Origin of the sequence: Enterococcus pernyi, assembly GCF_045371165.1 — a bacterium.
GTDB classification, from domain to species: domain Bacteria; phylum Bacillota; class Bacilli; order Lactobacillales; family Enterococcaceae; genus Enterococcus_B; species Enterococcus_B pernyi.
The window spans coordinates 1-17,298 of the sequence record NZ_JBIQDM010000013.1 but is presented as its reverse complement, the minus strand read 5'-3'; the positions used below and the strand labels follow the sequence as shown (position 1 = coordinate 17,298).

At 38.5% G+C, this 17,298-nt stretch carries 13 protein-coding genes, 3 tRNA genes and 1 other annotated feature; of the genes, 2 read left to right on the top strand and 14 right to left on the bottom strand.

All coding sequences use genetic code 11. The features are described 5' to 3' along the window. Positions 1-95: 95 nt before the first annotated feature. From ACH0AK_RS12910 to ACH0AK_RS12875, 8 genes are all read right to left on the bottom strand, one after another. Entirely contained in the window at positions 96-2,741 is a 2,646-nt protein-coding gene (locus ACH0AK_RS12910) for a valine--tRNA ligase (RefSeq protein WP_499796951.1), read from the bottom strand. A gap of 47 nt (positions 2,742-2,788) precedes the next feature. After that, positions 2,789-3,001 (bottom strand) — a binding site (T-box leader). Between the two features lie 103 nt (positions 3,002-3,104). Then, positions 3,105-3,758, bottom strand: a complete 654-nt coding sequence (locus ACH0AK_RS12905) for a redox-sensing transcriptional repressor Rex (RefSeq protein ID WP_010736081.1) — start codon at positions 3,756-3,758, stop codon at positions 3,105-3,107. A gap of 259 nt (positions 3,759-4,017) precedes the next feature. Then, positions 4,018-5,229, bottom strand: a complete 1,212-nt coding sequence (gene thiI, locus ACH0AK_RS12900; RefSeq protein WP_010736082.1) for a tRNA uracil 4-sulfurtransferase ThiI — start codon at positions 5,227-5,229, stop codon at positions 4,018-4,020. 19 nt (positions 5,230-5,248) lie between these two features. After that, a complete protein-coding gene (locus ACH0AK_RS12895; protein WP_010736083.1) occupies positions 5,249-6,391 on the bottom strand; it encodes a cysteine desulfurase family protein in 1,143 nt (380 codons plus the stop codon). 198 nt (positions 6,392-6,589) lie between these two features. After that, positions 6,590-8,311 carry a septation ring formation regulator EzrA gene (locus tag ACH0AK_RS12890; protein ID WP_023519257.1) on the bottom strand — a complete coding sequence of 574 codons (1,722 nt, stop codon included), beginning with the start codon at positions 8,309-8,311 and terminating at the stop codon, positions 6,590-6,592. 203 nt (positions 8,312-8,514) lie between these two features. Continuing rightward, complete coding sequence (locus ACH0AK_RS12885) at positions 8,515-9,069, bottom strand: pyrophosphohydrolase domain-containing protein (protein ID WP_023519256.1); 555 nt, start codon at positions 9,067-9,069, stop codon at positions 8,515-8,517. 31 nt (positions 9,070-9,100) lie between these two features. Next, a complete protein-coding gene (locus ACH0AK_RS12880) occupies positions 9,101-9,940 on the bottom strand; it encodes a Cof-type HAD-IIB family hydrolase (protein WP_010736086.1) in 840 nt (279 codons plus the stop codon). Positions 9,941-10,060: 120 nt separating this feature from the next. Next, positions 10,061-10,894 carry a DUF72 domain-containing protein gene (locus ACH0AK_RS12875; RefSeq protein ID WP_023519255.1) on the bottom strand — a complete coding sequence of 278 codons (834 nt, stop codon included), beginning with the start codon at positions 10,892-10,894 and terminating at the stop codon, positions 10,061-10,063. 143 nt (positions 10,895-11,037) lie between these two features. On the opposite strand from ACH0AK_RS12875, the gene ACH0AK_RS12870 reads away from it, so the two are divergent. After that, entirely contained in the window at positions 11,038-12,006 is a 969-nt protein-coding gene (locus ACH0AK_RS12870) for an asparaginase (protein ID WP_010736088.1), read from the top strand. 204 nt (positions 12,007-12,210) lie between these two features. On the opposite strand, the gene ACH0AK_RS12865 is transcribed toward ACH0AK_RS12870, so the two are convergent. From ACH0AK_RS12865 to ACH0AK_RS12850, 4 genes are all read right to left on the bottom strand, one after another. Beyond that, a complete protein-coding gene (locus ACH0AK_RS12865; RefSeq protein ID WP_499796949.1) occupies positions 12,211-12,960 on the bottom strand; it encodes an acyl-ACP thioesterase domain-containing protein in 750 nt (249 codons plus the stop codon). A 14-nt stretch (positions 12,961-12,974) separates the two neighbouring features. Beyond that, positions 12,975-13,808, bottom strand: a complete 834-nt coding sequence (locus tag ACH0AK_RS12860; protein ID WP_023519253.1) for a fructosamine kinase family protein — start codon at positions 13,806-13,808, stop codon at positions 12,975-12,977. Between the two features lie 181 nt (positions 13,809-13,989). Continuing rightward, positions 13,990-15,318, bottom strand: a complete 1,329-nt coding sequence (locus tag ACH0AK_RS12855) for a C1 family peptidase (protein ID WP_023519252.1) — start codon at positions 15,316-15,318, stop codon at positions 13,990-13,992. 164 nt (positions 15,319-15,482) lie between these two features. Continuing rightward, positions 15,483-15,556 (bottom strand) — tRNA-Asn (locus ACH0AK_RS12850). A 199-nt stretch (positions 15,557-15,755) separates the two neighbouring features. Here ACH0AK_RS12850 and ACH0AK_RS12845 point away from each other — a divergent pair. Beyond that, positions 15,756-15,828: transfer RNA gene (locus ACH0AK_RS12845), tRNA-Thr, on the top strand. Between the two features lie 462 nt (positions 15,829-16,290). Here ACH0AK_RS12845 and ACH0AK_RS12840 read toward each other — a convergent pair. Then, a complete protein-coding gene (locus tag ACH0AK_RS12840; protein WP_023519250.1) occupies positions 16,291-16,677 on the bottom strand; it encodes a ricin-type beta-trefoil lectin domain protein in 387 nt (128 codons plus the stop codon). 545 nt (positions 16,678-17,222) lie between these two features. Continuing rightward, positions 17,223-17,296: transfer RNA gene (locus tag ACH0AK_RS12835), tRNA-Asn, on the bottom strand. Between the last annotated feature and the right edge of the window lie 2 nt (positions 17,297-17,298).

Genomic DNA, 17,298 nt, shown 5'->3' with positions numbered 1-17,298 from the left:
TATAACAAAAAAGCTTACGTAGGAAACAATGAAATCCAGAAGAGCTCTTTTTACTTAAAAAAGAGAGGCAACTTCCGTCACCTCTCCCTTTCGTTTTATTTGATTGATTTTAATTGCGCAATACGTTCATTGACAGCTGCTTGTTTTTCTGAATAATCTTTTTCTTTTGCACGCTCTGCTTCAACTACATCATCCGGTGCATTCGATACAAAACGCTCATTACTTAATTTTCCTTGTACACGTTTCACTTCGCCTGTCCATTTTGCTAGTTCTTTTTCTAAACGTTGGATTTCTTCTTCAATGTTGATCAGCCCTTCTAAAGGTAAGAAGATTTCCGCGCCAGTCAAGACCGCTGACATTGCTAGATCCGGTGCAGTTACGTCACTTGAGATCGTCAACTCTTCTGGATTACAGAAGCGCTCGATATAGCTAGTGTTTTCATTTAAGAATTGATCGATCTTCGGATCATTTGTTTTGATCAGTAACGTGATTGGTTTTGATAATGGTGTATTCACTTCAGAACGGATATTACGTACAGAACGAATCAATTCTTTCAGTACTTCCATCCCTTTTGAAGCAGCTTCATCATCGTATTCCGGTTGCACGACTGGATAATCAGCCACTACTAAAGATGTTCCTTTATGAGGGATGTGTTGCCAGATTTCTTCTGTAACAAATGGCATGATCGGATGCAATAAGCGTAAGATCTGATCCAACGTATGGACAAGAATACTACGGTTCGTTTGTTTCGCTACTTCGTCCTCACCGTAAAGTGTTTCTTTACTCATCTCGATGTACCAGTCACAGAAATCATCCCAGATAAAGTTATACAATTGGCGACCAGCCTCACCAAATTCAAATTGTTCAAATAAGTCAGTCACTTTAGCGATTGTTTCATTCAAACGTGTCAAAATCCAACGATCGGCTACAGTCTTCTCACCTGAAAGATCAATATCTTCTACGGTCATCCCTTCAACATTCATGATAACGAAACGAGATGCGTTCCAGATTTTATTGATGAAGTTCCAAGAAGCATCCATTTTTTCGTAACTAAAACGTACGTCTTGTCCTGGTGCTGAACCATTAGATAAGAACCAGCGTAACGCATCAGCACCATATTTTTCAATGACTTCCATTGGGTCGATCCCATTTCCAAGAGATTTACTCATCTTGCGTCCTTGTTCATCACGAATCAATCCATGGATCAGTACATTCTCAAATGGACGACGTTCTGTAAATTCCAAGCTTTGGAAAATCATTCGGCTTACCCAGAAAAAGATGATATCATAGCCTGTTACTAATGTACTTGTTGGGAAGTAACGTTGGTAATCTTCATTGTCTTCGTCAGGCCAGCCCATTGTTGAAAAAGGCCATAGCGCTGAACTGAACCAAGTATCCAACACATCGGGATCTTGTAACCAGTTTTCACTGTCTGCTGGTGCTTCCATGCCCACGTACATTTCACCAGTTTCCTTATGATACCACGCAGGGATCTGATGTCCCCACCATAGTTGACGTGAGATTACCCAGTCATGAACATTTTCCATCCAGCGTAAGAAGGTTTGGTTGAAACGTGGTGGGAAAAACTCAACTGCATCATCAGTTTCTTGATTTTGGATCGCCTTTTCAGCTAAAGGTGCCATTTTTACAAACCATTGTGTTGATAAACGAGGTTCAACAACTACCCCTGTACGCTCAGAATGGCCTACATTGTGGATCATCGTTTCGATCTTGATCAGACGACCAAGTTCTTTTAGATCCGCAACGATCGCTTTACGTGCTGCAAAACGGTCCATTCCTTGATACTTACCTGCTAATTCATTCATCGTGCCATCTTCATTCATGACATTCACTCGTGGGAGGTCATGACGGTTACCGACTTCAAAGTCATTTGGGTCATGTGCGGGCGTGATTTTTACAACCCCTGTTCCAAATTCCATGTCGACATATTCATCTGCTATGATCGGTATTTCTTTATTCACTAGTGGTAAAATGACTTTCTTACCAATCAATGCTTGGTAACGCTCATCTTCTGGGTGAACAGCGATTGCCGTATCACCAAGCATCGTTTCTGGACGGGTCGTTGCGATTTCCACCACACCTGAACCATCAGCCAATTCATAGCTCATATGATAAAAGGCACCTTCGATTTCTTTGTGGATCACTTCGATATCAGAAAGAGCTGTGCGTGCTTGTGGGTCCCAATTGATGATGTATTCGCCACGATAGATCAACTCTTTTTCGTATAGGCTAACGAATACTTTACGAACAGCTTCAGACAAGCCATCATCTAAGGTGAAGCGTTCACGGCTATAATCCAAAGATAAACCCATTTTTGCCCATTGTTCACGGATATGACCGGCATATTCTTCTTTCCATTCCCATACTTGATCAATAAATTTTTCGCGACCTAGATCATAACGAGAAACACCTTGCTCACGTAATTTTTCTTCTACTTTTGCTTGTGTTGCGATCCCTGCATGATCCATCCCTGGTAACCATAACGTATCATAGCCTTGCATTCTTTTTTGACGAATCAACATATCTTGCAATGTTGTATCCCAAGCATGACCTAAATGGAGTTTACCAGTCACATTGGGAGGTGGGATAACGATTGAATAAGGTTTTGCTTTTTTGTCGCCACTAGGTTTGAACAAATCTTCGTTTAACCAGTTTTGATAACGCCCCGCTTCAACTTCTTGCGGATTATACTTTGTCGATAGATTCTTTTCTTCCGTCATACTGTCTTCCTCCTTTGAAATAAAAAAAACGCCCTAAATACTTTCGTATTTAGGACGTATAAATTACGCGGTACCACCTAATTTGTAATAGTTGCCTATTACCTCTCAAAGTGAGTTAACGATCACTACTCGTTCATCTCTACTCGATTCAAGACAAAAACTCCCAAGCTACCTTCACTAGCTTTCGTTAAGAACGTTCCACCATTCGTTCTCTCTCTCTAAACGTCGGACTAGTTACTCCTCTTGATCAACATCTTGACTCATTTTACAATGGTTAGTAGCCAAAGTCAATAAAAGCTCTTGATGAATCGCTGTTCGATTCACATAAAAACGCCACTTTTGCACGATCTTCCCACTTAGTTTTTACTTGGAAGGAAAGACTTGCGAATAATTTTCATCAAAATAGATCAACGTCTGTAGTTCAGTTGTCAGATCGATGTATTGCATATGGACATGTGGCGGAACGTTGACACGATCTGGTGCAAAGTTCAAGATCGCAGTAATGCCTCCTTTGACGATTTCGTCGATGGCTGCTTGTGAATACTTACTTGGCACAGTTGATATCGCCACTTTGATTCCTTCTTTTTCAACGATTTCACTAAAGCGATCCATAGGATAAACCATCACACCTTCGATTTCTTTTCCGACGATGGCTGGATCATTGTCAAATACACAAACAATATTCAAATTTGCATTTCTTCTGAAATTGTTGTGTTTCAATGCTTTTCCTAAATTCCCAAAACCAACTAAAGCGATTCTTTTTTCTTCCTCTGTGTTCAAAATTCGATCAAATACTTCAATCAAATAGGGAACATCGTACCCATAACCGCTTCGTCCTAATTCTCCTAAATGAGAAAAATCTCTGCGGATCGTGGCAGAAGGTACTTGTGTGATCTCACTAAATTCATTTGATTTGATTCGTTGAACACCAGAATCATTCAACATATTTAAATAGCGCAAATATAAAGGCAACCGTTTCGCTGTTGCTTTGGGTAACGTTTCTGATTTTTCTCGCATATCGTTTCTCCTTGTTAATCATTTCACATAATTTTAGTTTAGCATGGAACAAGGAACCTCGCAATAGGAGGAAACTTAACTCCATGAAAAACAAGAAAAATAAGGTACCATCCACAAAATTTGACATACAATTTTCGTGGATGGCGCCTTATTTCTCGAGGCTAAACAATTGTCTCGTCCTCTTTCACGTGTCTACTTCTTGAGTCTGGATCTTTTATTACGAATGATCGGCTCGTACAAGAAGTACAAGTTCCTTCGTTTAAAGTAAATCAGAAAATTCTTCTACTTGTTCTTTTGCTGTTTCTGTGTGGATCGTTTCGATCTTTAAGCCTGCCAAAGCACGTTCGATCATCCCATCGATATCCAAACGTTCTTCGTATTGATGCACTTTTTCTAGTCGTGGACGAGTCTTAGGCTGTGGCGGTGCAAAAATCGTGCAGCAGTCTTCAAATGGTTGAATGGACAAATCAAACGTATCGATTTGTTCAGCCACTTCGATGATCTCTAATTTATCCATCGTCGCTACAGGACGAATGATCGGTGTATTCGTGACCTCATTGATTGCCACCATACTTTGGAGTGTTTGGGAAGCCACCTGTCCTAATGATTCACCATTTAAAATCACTAGTCCATGACGAATACGGCGGATCTCATCTGTCAAACGAAGCATCATCCGACGTGTGATCGTCATCCAGTAGCCTTGGGGCACCACTCGTTTGATCTCTTCTTGCACTTCTGTAAACGGTACTTCGATAAATTCGATTTTACCAACATAGGGTGTCAGCTTCACTGTTAAGTCTTTCGCTTTTTGCAAGGCTTGTTCACTCGTGTAAGGTGGACTAGCAAAGTGGACAGCTTCAATTTCTACCCCACGTTTCATGGCATAATAACCGGCAACTGGAGAATCGATCCCTCCAGAAAGCATCAACATACCTTTTCCGCTTGTACCGACAGGCAGACCGCCAGCTCCTTTGATCGTTTCATAGGAAAGATAAGCCCCATCGCGGCGGATTTCCACACGCAACGCAATATCTGGCTTTCTCATTTGTACTTGGATATCCGGAAAAACATCGATGACTGCATTTCCTAATGCTTGGTTTAGTTCATTGCTGTCCAATTCAAAGCTATGATCACTACGTTTTGCAATGATCTTGAATGTTTCTTTTCCTGTATAGATTTCTTGCATGATTTCCTGAACCGCTTGTTTTAAACTTTGTACTTCTTTTTCTACTCGTACGCTAGGTGAAAAGTTTTGGATCCCAAATATCTTCGCTAACTTAGGGATAACTATGTCTCCGTCTACACCATTCAACAGTAGATGCATCCGATCACGCTCTGCGTGGATCTTGATTTCAGGAAAATCGCTCAATGCCTGTCTGACATTTTGTGCCAACTGCATAATAAAACTTCGACGATTTTTTCCTTTTGTTGAAAGTTCACCATAGCGAACCATGATTTCACTGTACTTCACAAAAACACTCCTCTGTTTCTTAATTGATGACTGAAAATTTCTTGTACAACTGTTTAAAGATGATCATGAATTGTTCGACTTCTGCCATCGTATTGCTTTCATCTAAGCTGACGCGAATCGCTGAAGTAGCTAAATCATTGGGTACTTGCATCGCATGCAGCGTACTACTTGCCATGTGCTTTCTAGAAGAACAAGCGCTTGTCGTAGAGACAAATATTTGTTTTTCTTCTAATGCATGGACCAATACCTCACCACGAATACCTTTTAATGAAAAGCACAAAATATGGGGTGCGTAATCTTCACCTTCAGAAAAAATCGTTACTTTATCATACGTATGTAAAGCTTCAATCAATGCTTGTTTAAGATAGGCAGTTTGGTTTGGTTTTTGTGCTTTAATATCTAGAGATAAACGCAGCGCTTTTGCCATCGCGACGATCCCCGGCACATTCTCTGTTCCACTCCGTTGATTTTTCTCTTGTCCGCCTCCAGTGAACAGCGGTGCTAAACGTCGGCCTTTTTTCCAATAAACAAAACCAACACCACGAGGCCCATGGAATTTATGGGCAGAAAAAGTGGCAAAATCCACACGTTCTGTCAACCATTCCTCTAAAGGAACTTTACCAATCGCTTGTACCGCATCCACATGGAAATGGATTTTAGGAAAATCATTTAAAAAACTACTGATTTCTTTGATTGGTTGAATCGCACCTACTTCATTATTCACTGCCATAACGGAAACCAAAATCGTTTCTTTACGTACTAATTTTTTCAACTCATCTACGCGGACGATCCCTCTTTTATCGACAGGAGCAATACTCACTTCGATACCGAGTTTTTTTAACTGCTCAGCTGTTTCACTGACAGCAGGATGTTCAACGCCTGATATGATCATGTGGTTACCGTAGCCTAGTTTTTCAAGCATCGTTCCTTTAAGCACCCAGTTATTTCCTTCTGTTCCACCTGACGTGAAATACACTTCTTCCGGAGACACAGCAATCAGTTCAGCGATTTGTTTTCTCGCTTGTTGTAGCAGACGGTTCGCCTGATTGCCTAAATCGTGTAGACTTGATGGATTCCCGATGATCCGTTGACTTGTTTTGACATACGTATCCAAACTTTGCGGATAGATCGGTGTTGTCGCACTATTATCGAAATATATCATATTTAAACCTTCTTTTTTTGAAATTCTTACCTATTATAACGGTTGTCCCTTGTGCTTTCAAGTGGCGTTTTCTCCGAGTTGGACTCTATAAAAAATCGCTCGAATCGATGTATTCCCTGCCCAACAGTTACTCATCAATGACTTCCAAAAAAAGACAACACTCGGCACTTGCCTGTGTTGTCTTTTTTGATCGCAGGATTATACTAAATCAGGATGATTGAAGTAAAAATCTTCGATTCGTTTGAATGCACCTGGTTCTGTGCGCTCTAATGCTGTGCCGATCTCATCCAAAGCCTCTTGATAGTGATATTCTTTATTGAATAAGTAATAACTCTTTTCAATGGCTTCTTTCACTTCTTCATGTGTGTGACGGTAACGGTTCGCATATTGCAACATTTGTTCGGTTAATGCTGCTGCATCGACTAGATCGTGGGTTTTCTTATCGAGTAACTCTAGATCTTCTTCACATAATGCTACAAGACGTTCGACCTCATCCATGTTGACTCTGATTTTATTCAACACAGTACTCAATTCTTCGATACGTTCTGTTGCCACAAAGAAAAACTCTAGATAATCATTTGGCAAACCTGGTAAACGTTGTTTTTCAACAAACCGTTTAAGACTGCGCAATTTAAATTCGAATGTGTCGATTTTTTCTTGCGCTTCTTTTTCACCTTTTCTTAGTTCGTGTAAAGAATCGCTGATTTCAACCTGTTGGTTTTCAATATCTTCTAATACTTTGAAGACTTTCTTATAGAACGTTCTTACTTCTGAGTAAGGCACTTCATGTTGTTGTAACTGTGGTTTGATTTGTTCGTTTTGACGTTCGATTTCTTCCACTTCTGTTTGGAAACCACGTACACGCCCGATTTCGTTATGGTTCAATGTATAACTTTGAGCGGTATGATCTAATTCGATCAATAATTGACGATTGTTTTTCGTCGCATGTTTGATATATTGTTCGATCGTTGCTTGATTTTTAGTCACAAATACTTGTGCTTCCATCTCACGTTCTAAAATATCGTATAATGCATCGATCAGATTAGCCGTTTCACGATTTTCAAATTCAACAGTTTCAACTTCCGTTTTCTCAATATTGATCAACGAACGTTCGATTCGACGATTGATCGTTTCGATATCGCCAGACAGGCTTTCTTCTGGAAAAACATACTCCTCTTTGATTAAGCGGTCATAGGTCTCTTGAATCTCTTCCACTTGCGCCGGGAAAGTCGTATTCAAATCTTCAAATAATGGCGGGATTTTTTTCATTAACGCATCCACTTCATACGTGTGTTTTTCCGCTTTATCCAGCACTTCACGGGCTTCAACTGGATCACCTGAAGTATTTAACGTAACAAATTGTGTAAACTCATTTTCAATCGTTTTCACTTGCTTTTGTAACTCAGGTAAAGCTGGACCGTATTGCTGTTCTTCTTCTCGGATCGTTGCTTTTAGTTCCTCATAAACGTCTAAAGCTTGTTGAACAGCTAAGGAATTACGTTCTTCTGTTTCACGCAATTCTTTTAAGCCGTCACGAATCTCCGCAACTTCTTTTTCCATTTGGTTCATGGTTGCTTCGGCTTCTTCTACTGCTTTTTTCCCTTTTAAGAATCTAAAGCTCTCGTTGAGATTTTCAACTTCAAAGATCTGACTTTCTAACTCGGCAAATGATGAGGTAGAGATGTCATTCCATTTTTGACTCCATTCACGAAAGGTATTTTGGCTTTGCCCCACTAGATGCATTTTTTTGACATCGTCAACTTCTTCAATCACAGGCAAGTCGAATAATTCTTCCTTGCGTTTTTCTAAGACGTCCAATCGATCTTGGTTTTTTTTCTTCATTACGTAACTAACCAAAAAAGCCAGAATGGCGACTATAATGATTGCAATGACGATCCCGATGATAACATTATTTCCCATTTAAGGTTCCTCCGTTTTCAATATGCATCTACTGTCTCTATTTGTTTGTGATCAGACGAATCTGATTTGCATAACATTGTAAATACGTCTTTCGTGCAAAAAGACATCTATTTTATATTATAACATACTATGTTCAGTCATACACTACCTACATAAAAAATCTTTTTTGCTATCTTTCTACCAACTAAAATGAGAAGACCTTATCAAAGACTCGTTGAAGAATTTTCTTCGGCAAACTTTACTCGCTCTGCCTTCTTCATTTGTTCATTGATTTCCTTTGCGATCCTTTCTTCAGGTGCATAATCCTTTTGCCAATTGTTTGGCTTCAATACTTTGTTTGTAACAGGATCGTAGTGAGGTTTTCCATCTGGAAACAGTTTTCCCATATTCGCTTGATGGACAATATCAAAAATCCTCGTAGGATCAACGCCCAGCAAAGAAAAAGAGCCATACGTAAAATAAAGCAAATCAGTCAGCGCATCTACTTGCTCAACGAGACTTTCCTCTCCCCAATTTTGTTTTGTGAGAATCTTTTTTTCTGCTTGATCAAGTGCATCATGCAAATATTGGACGGAATCATGCAATTTTTTTGCATCACCGTCACTGGCTGCTGCCACAAATTCAACTAACTCTTCGATTTTAAAACCCGCTCGGTCATCGGCATGTTTTTTTGTAAATGCAGTGGGTCGCTCTGGTATTCTTGGATCGAACGTCCGATGGAATCGTTCTACTTTTTGATAAGGTGTTTCTGGCTCCATAACGATTTTAGTCCTCCTAACTGACACACATTCAATCAACTATCCCAAAATGCTTCAAACCTATATAAATACCATCCGCTTCATTCGAAGCCGTGACAAAATCAGCTTGCTGCTTCACACCAGTTGGCGCATTGCCCATTGCAACACCAATTCCAACTCCTTTTAGCATTTCAACATCATTGTAATGATCGCCAAACGCCATGATTTCGGACAATGCAATTCCTTTATTTGTCGCAAATTGTTGGATTCCTAACAATTTGGACCCTCCTTTAGGAATAATATCGACCGTATAAGGATTGGAACGTTGGAACGAACACTCTGGGAATCGTTGGTCAAGCTTTTCTTGCTCAGATGTTTGGCTCAATAAAATACATTGATAAATCGGCTCGTTTAAGATTGCTAATGTTTCATATCGTTTTCGTTGCCGATGGGGACTGAACACTTGCAAGATTTTTTTCAATAGACGTACAGGGAATTTTTTGGGTAAGTGATTGACGATTTTTTTGATGATGATCGATTGTCCTAGCATCATTGTCGTTGAACCATCTAGTTGATCTCGCCCACCAAAAATGATTTGTCGGTGATGGGCATCCGAAAAGTGGACGATATCCGCTAATACTGTTTTATCAAAAGGATGGTCGACGATCGTTTGATCACGGTCAAAGACTAATTGACCATTATAGACGACGAACATGTCTAGTTCAAGTTCATCGATCACTTCTTTGATTCTTACAGGGCTGCGCCCAGTGGCAACACCGCATAATATGCCCTTTTTTTGTAGTTGATCAATCGCATATTTAGTTGAAGCCAACGCTTTTGCTTGGTTGTTGACTAATGTGCCATCGATATCAAAAAAAACTGCTTTGATCATGTCGTTCCATCACCTCTTCCGATTATTATTTAGTAAAAATTTCTAGTTGAACAGTTTCATTTCTTATTGGTAAGGCGTGCTTGCTACTTTTTATATAGAGTGGTTACAAAAGCCAGGTCTTCAAAACAAATCGATTTGTTTTGGGTTAAGCTCATCTGGTTCGATCCCTAAGATTTTTTGTAATGCCAAAGCATTTTCAGCCGCATCTCCACCAGAGTTATTATTGAAGATCACCCCAACATGTTTTGTTGCACCGTCTACTTTTTTGATGGCTGCTGCTAATTCCTGTAATTCTTCTTCAGAATAGCGATACAACGTTCTTTTTTTACGCCAATCCTGATCATTTGCTTGCCAACCTTGCTCATTTCTTCCATGAAAACGGAAAAGGGTAAAATCCGTATTTGTCACATAAGGATCGAAAGGAATCGTCGTATTCAATAATTGTGGTTCATCAATGATTGCTAAGGAAAACATTGCACGAGTCATAAACTGTCTCGTGCGTGACAGAAATTGGTCGCTGTACCAAGAATAGTCACGTAACTCAATAGCTACCGGATAGCCATTGAACCATTTTCTTAGTTTTCTTAAATAGGCAACATTTTCTTTGGTGCATTTAAATGAAGCAGGGAATTGAACTAAAAAACAAAAGAGTTTACCTGACTCGCTCATCGGTGCCATCACATCTAAAAAGCGTTCAATCATCTCTTCTTCGGATTGATAATACTTCTGCCAGTCGCCTTGACCACTGATTCCTTGGTAAGCTTTCATCACGAAGCGAAAAGATGCTGGTACTTCATTCACCCACTTCTCCACAGATGACTTTCTTGGTATACCATAATAGGCGGTATCTAATTCGACTAATGAAAGGACACTCGCATAATCGTAAAGAGTATTATTCTTTTTTCCTGTTAATTTTTCATGTTCTTTAAATGAAGTCAAGCCAATTTTGATCACGACGAATCACTTCCATTCGTTTAAATTCATTTTATCTTTGTTCCCAAATTGTTCTGTTTGATTCATTCATAGCAAAACTCTTTTATATAGTATACAATAAGCTAGAAACCCTATGCAAAATTATTCGTGAGGAAGTTCTGAAAATGAAAAAAATTCTTATCTTACACACAGGCGGCACAATCGCCATGAAAGAAAATTCTTTAACAGGTGGTGTGAGTCCAGATGTGGCTAACCCACTATTAGATGCAGAAGTAACGATTCCAGAAAATGTTGATTTGATCATGGAAGATATCTTTAATCTTCCTTCCCCGCACATCATGCCTAAACATATGTTACAACTTAAAGAAAGAATCAATCAAGCCGTTCTTTCTGACATCCAAGGTGTCGTGATCACGCATGGGACAGATACGTTGGAAGAAACAGCATTTTTTCTAGACTCAACGATTGGTGATAAATTACCGATCGTCTTAACAGGAGCGATGCGTTCAAGTAATGAGTTAGGTAGCGATGGTCTATATAATTTTGAAAGTGCGATTCGGGTAGCAAGTTGTGATGAAGCAAAAGACAAAGGTGTTTTGGTCGTGATGAACGATGAGATCCACTCAGCACGCTATGTCACTAAAACCCACACGACTAATGTTGCTACTTTTCGTACTCCTACGTTAGGACCAATCGGTTTGATCACTAAAAATCGTATATTGTTTATGCAAGAATTACTTGAAGCGCAAAGACTAGATATCGCATCAGTCAAAGGAACGATCCCAATCGTCAAAGCCTATGCGGGTATGCAAGGTGATTTATTAGAAGCACTTGCCCATTCGAAAGTCGACGGTCTGGTCATTGAAGCTTTAGGCGCTGGGAACCTGCCTCCGCAGGCATTAACAGCATTAAAGAAACTCTTGATACAAAAAATACCAGTAGTCTTGGTTTCTCGTTGTTTCAACGGAATCGCTGAACCCGTCTATGATTACGAAGGTGGCGGAAAAGAACTCGCAAGTATGGGCGTTATTTTTTGTAATAGTATCAATAGCCAAAAAGCTAGAATAAAACTTTTGATTGCCATTAACGGTGGCTTGTCAGAAGAACAGTTGATCAAATTTATGACACAATAGAAATCAAATTGAGTAATACAGGGCTTGCTCGCCTCTTCATATGGAAAACTCAATAGACGCTACAATCACATCATTGTTAAACGGAGTTCCAAATGAAACTCCTTTGGAAATAAGCGCGAAAAAACCAAAAATTGGAAGAACAATTTTCGGTTTTTCGCGCTTATTTATCGAAGCAAAATATCTCACAATCTTATCTCACTCGATTTATTTTGTTTCTTCATTTTTCTCCCATAAGATATTCGCTGCACAATAAAGTTGCTCTTGCATTCTGATCTCATGTCTCGTTTTTACCTCTGTTCCAGACACCGTTTGTTCATAATGACTCTCGATCTCATTGCCATATTCAACTTCTTTATCAAAACGGATCAACACATGTTTAGGTGTATGTGTTGTCAAAAAATCGTAACCTAAAACATCAATGATCCAGTTGAAGTACATCGCATTGTTCACATGTTGATTGCTGTCAATATCATAAAATCGCACACGATATGGCAACATCAAGCCTGATTCGATTGGCTCGATTTTTTCTTGTCGTTTGATTTTCTTGATTTTTTCACTTTCAAAAGGTGCAATGATTTCTTCATTCACACTACTCATCTTACGGTTCACTAGATCCATCAAAACAAATACTGATTCGATTTCAACTAATTCATTTCCTTCCTCATCATGAATCCAAAAATTACGATAACAAAAGAATTTATTATACTGCATCGCTTGTGTGGTAACATCGATTTTTTCACCGACATGAGGCAAGCGATTGATGTTCATCGAATAGTTCGTGATTACCCAAGTCAAGCCAAAGCTACTGACAAAGTCGGTTCCTCGGCCTAAATGATCACTTTGTTCTTCCGAAGTCTTGATGACCACACCCAGCATGGACGGAAAAGTCATTGTTTTGTTGATATCACATTCATAATAAGATATTTCATGTTTTTTTGTATATTTTTGTGCCAAAAGAAAACCTCCAATTACTTCTTCATTAATATATGATCGACCTGTGTCCCATAACTCTCTCCAAACATATTGAGATGCGCCAACAAGTAATAGAGTTGATAGAGTGGCAAACGACTCTCCCAGCCCTCTTCCAATGGCCAGCTTTCTTGGTAAGCTTCCAGGAATTCAGGACGAAAGCCACCGAACAACTGACTCATCGCAATATCTTGCTCGCGATTCCCATAAGAAACTGCTGGATCGATAAACACTGGTCTTCCTTGCTTATCATAGAAAACATTACCACTCCATAAATCTCCATGCAAGAGGCTAGGCGTAATCTTCCGATGATCGTCACGATTTAGTAGTTCTTTTTTTAACCGTTGATACTCTTTTTCACGTGTTTCATTCCATCGATTGTTTTTCTCCGCTATGTCGATTTGAGCCTCCAAGCGATTTTTGAAAAAGAAGGTCCACCAATCTTCTTCAAATGTATTGAGCTGTGATAAACTCCCTAGATAATTGTCCTTGCGAAAACCAAACTGTGGTGCAGTTGAACGATGGATTTTTACTAAGTCTTTTGCCAGTTCTCGAGGATCACCTTTCCCTGGTTCGATCCATTCCATCAATAGATAGGCACCTTCATTTGTTTCGCCTAACATATAAGTTTCAGGTACTCGTACATGTGGTGCAAGCTCTTTCAGACCATCCACTTCTGCTTCAAAAAAGCGTTTGGTCACATGAGGATGGATTTTTAGAAAATAGGATTTTTGCTGTTCATCAATTCGATAGTTTTGATTCACATCTCCCCCAGTAATCGGTATCACTTTACCACTCAAACGAATCTCTGTTAACACTTCTTGGATATCCATTTTCACTCCTCCTTGCTATTTCACAAGATCGATGATTAATCGATCAAGTACGCCCGCAACAACTCCTATATCATTTTAAAGTATAACACAGGTATTTATAAAATCCTGAAATCAAGAAATCAACAAAAAACAGATACAGAAAACTATCAAGTCTCTGTATCTGTTTTGATTGATATTGAAATTAAGCTAATGCCCCCATTGGGTCCCAAGGAGCTAATAAAATTGGTTCAGCATTAAATGCGGCTAGCTGTTCTTCCGTCAATAAATCTTTGCGGACAACGATTTGATACGTATATTCATCCATCCACTCGTCACTCATCACAAAGAATCCTTTATCTCCGACTTTTTCTCCCCAGCTATTTTCGACTTTCCATTTCGTTGATTTTCCATCAACTAAATCGACACCAGTCAAGACCATCGCGTGAGTCATCAAACTTTCGCCATGATCCAAACGCTCCGCTTTCGTCATAGAAAAATCTAAATCAAATAATTCATCCATCTCATAAACGTCTGTTGCCATGATGCCGCTATCTCTTGTAGAAGATTGACCAACATCACACCCAAACCACACAGATTCTCCTTGTTCCAATTGAGCAATCGCTAAATTTTTGAACGTTGTCATATCGACATTAAGATATTTGACTTCTTTTCCTCCCACAACATTCCCTAACATTTCAACCGTATAAGAGCGATCATACGGTTTGTCTGCGGTCGGTGCATTGATGATACTTACATAATCATCCAAATTTACACCTATATATTTATCGTAAAACATTTGTGGAGTCAATTGTTGATCGATATGGTAATTTTTTTCTTCATCTCGATACTCAAAATCAAATTCAGTTGGTGGCGTACCTAAAGAAGTTGTTAGAAATTGATAGATCCCAGCTAACATCTTTTCTTTTTCTACTTGGATCTCTTCATTTGTTTTTCCTTCTGCCACTAATTGACGTAGTTTAACGGCGTCTTTACGCAATAATTTATTTAAGTAGTTATTCAAATCACGAGAATTTGAGCTATTCGCGCTTTCTGGCATCACTGATTTTGGTACGACACCATATTTTTGGAATAATGATACGATCATATCCCATTGTCCACCATCTTGTTGGGGAACAGCCAGTAAAAAAGCGACTTTACGACTGTCTAATGCTTCATTACCAGTTGCAAGAATATTTTCATAAAAATAGTTTGCTTTCTCGTATTTATCCCAAAAGAAAGTATAATTTTGTGATAATTCAAATTCCTTTAAGTGGAATTGATTCAACAATTTGTGACGGAATGTATTCAACGCCGCAAACATCCAGCAACGGCCAGATTGTTTTTGGTTTGAGACTTTTCCAGTCGCTAGATCTACAGAAAATACCGGGGTGTTTTTTGTATGTGAAGCAATATTTTCTGCTGAAGCTGTGATCCCATTCTTTACAACAGCATTTTGTAAGGCTTGTTGCTTTTTATTCGTTTGAAATTGATCGGCAAATTTTTTTGTCATATCTGGTGTAATTGCGTTCATTTAATCATCCTTCCCGATTGAAAATATATCTCCATTTTACTCTTTAACCCTTTGAATTACAACGTGCTATTCTGAAAATTCAGAACAATCATGCGATTCAATCTGCGTATTTCCATTGAAAAACAAAAAAAGTCTAGGAGAACTCTCCTAGACTTTTTGTATTACTCCGGCAGTAGGACTCGAACCTACGACATCATGATTAACAGTCATGCGCTACTACCAACTGAGCTATGCCGGAATCAAATTACATAAATATAATATCAATTTTCAACATATAACGCAATACTTTTTTTCAATTTTTCAAATAATCACTAATTAACCATCGTTATTTTATATTTGTGAAAAACAACTCAATTTCTTTTAAAGGTCGTCTGTTCATAGAGAAAAGTTATTGACAAATGACTATAAATTAGTTATCCTATTTAGGTAGTAAAAATGCCGCTTTAGCTCAGCTGGTAGAGCGCTTCCATGGTAAGGAAGAGGTCGACGGTTCAAGCCCGTCAAGTGGCTTTGTAGAGGTTGTGACAGAAGTGTCCAACTCCGAGAAATAAGCAGAGAACCCAAAAAAATTATCCATTAAATTTTTTGGGTTCTCTGCTTATTTCTGAAGGAGTTACTTCTGGAACACCTTTTATTCGGTTTTAAGGACAGAATCAAAAATGGACTTTATTTTTGTATCATGCACTAAAAAAAAGAGATAGTATCTCCTTAAAAAGACACTATCTACTGATTTTAAGCAAATCGTTTTCTTTAATATTTTAGGCATTTCCAAAATAATGTGCAATGAATCTTTGATTTGAAACTCGATTAATCCTATTAGGTTGCCCTAGCTTAATGGTAGCTCGTGGATTAAATGGCGTTACAGTTTGGTTAACCATAATTATAATTGTATTTTCAATGGAAACTGTGTTTCCTAAAGAATATATCCCGACTCTATAAATCAGCCATTTGTCACTATTAATATTCCTGCGATTATCTACTAAAGAACCCACGATTCTCTATTGCTGAAAGATTAGCAGTCCTATATCCCCCTCCAGCATTAAGAGGACCTCTTACAATTTGATAAGTATCATCTTCATTGTTATAGAACATGACCCATCTTTGATTTGGAAGGCCCTGGTCTTGGCGCATAAATACACGACTGGTAGTGAACATATTCCACTCTACAACATTTCTCGGATTTTCTAACATCTGAATTGATACAATTCTGTGATGGTAGATATTTCCTACGTTAGTAGCTCGATTTATAATTTGAGGCTCTGCGGTATTTTCATTCGCACTTACAGTACTTCCACTAATTATTGCACTAAATATCGTACAAACAAAAATTCCGAAAATCAGTTTAGTAATTTTTTTCATAACTTAGTCTCCTTTATTCCGATTTGCTTAAATATAGTATCTCATTTTTTTTATCTAAAATTACATTTAAATTAGTATTGCAACAAAAAAATACTTCGAAAACAAATTTTAAATTAATTTAATTTTAATAAATAAGTAAGAACAATTTTATACTCATATTTATCTGAACACATCCATCCACATACTCAAACGAGCTTCCTATGGCTTTCAATCATTTGAGGATATGTGGGACCTTTTTGATGAATCAATCCATTCAAAATAAAGAGTTCGGGACAAAAGTCATCTCGCACAATCAAAAACTGAATAAACAGCTGGAACAGAAGCAACCTCCTTCACTTTATTGAACTCATCAGTTCTTATTGACAAAGAACCAGTCTTCCAAGATTAATCCGGAATAAAAAAGAATCAATCTAAGCTTCATACTGCTTCGATTGATTCACGATGAAATTCTCTCAATTTTGAATTCACCAAACTACTTGACAAAGAGCCATTTTTTATGTAAAAACGACAAAAAAAACACAACAAATTTTGTTGTGTTTCAAGTACTCCGGCAGTAGGACTCGAACCTACGACATCATGATTAACAGTCATGCGCTACTACCAACTGAGCTATGCCGGAAT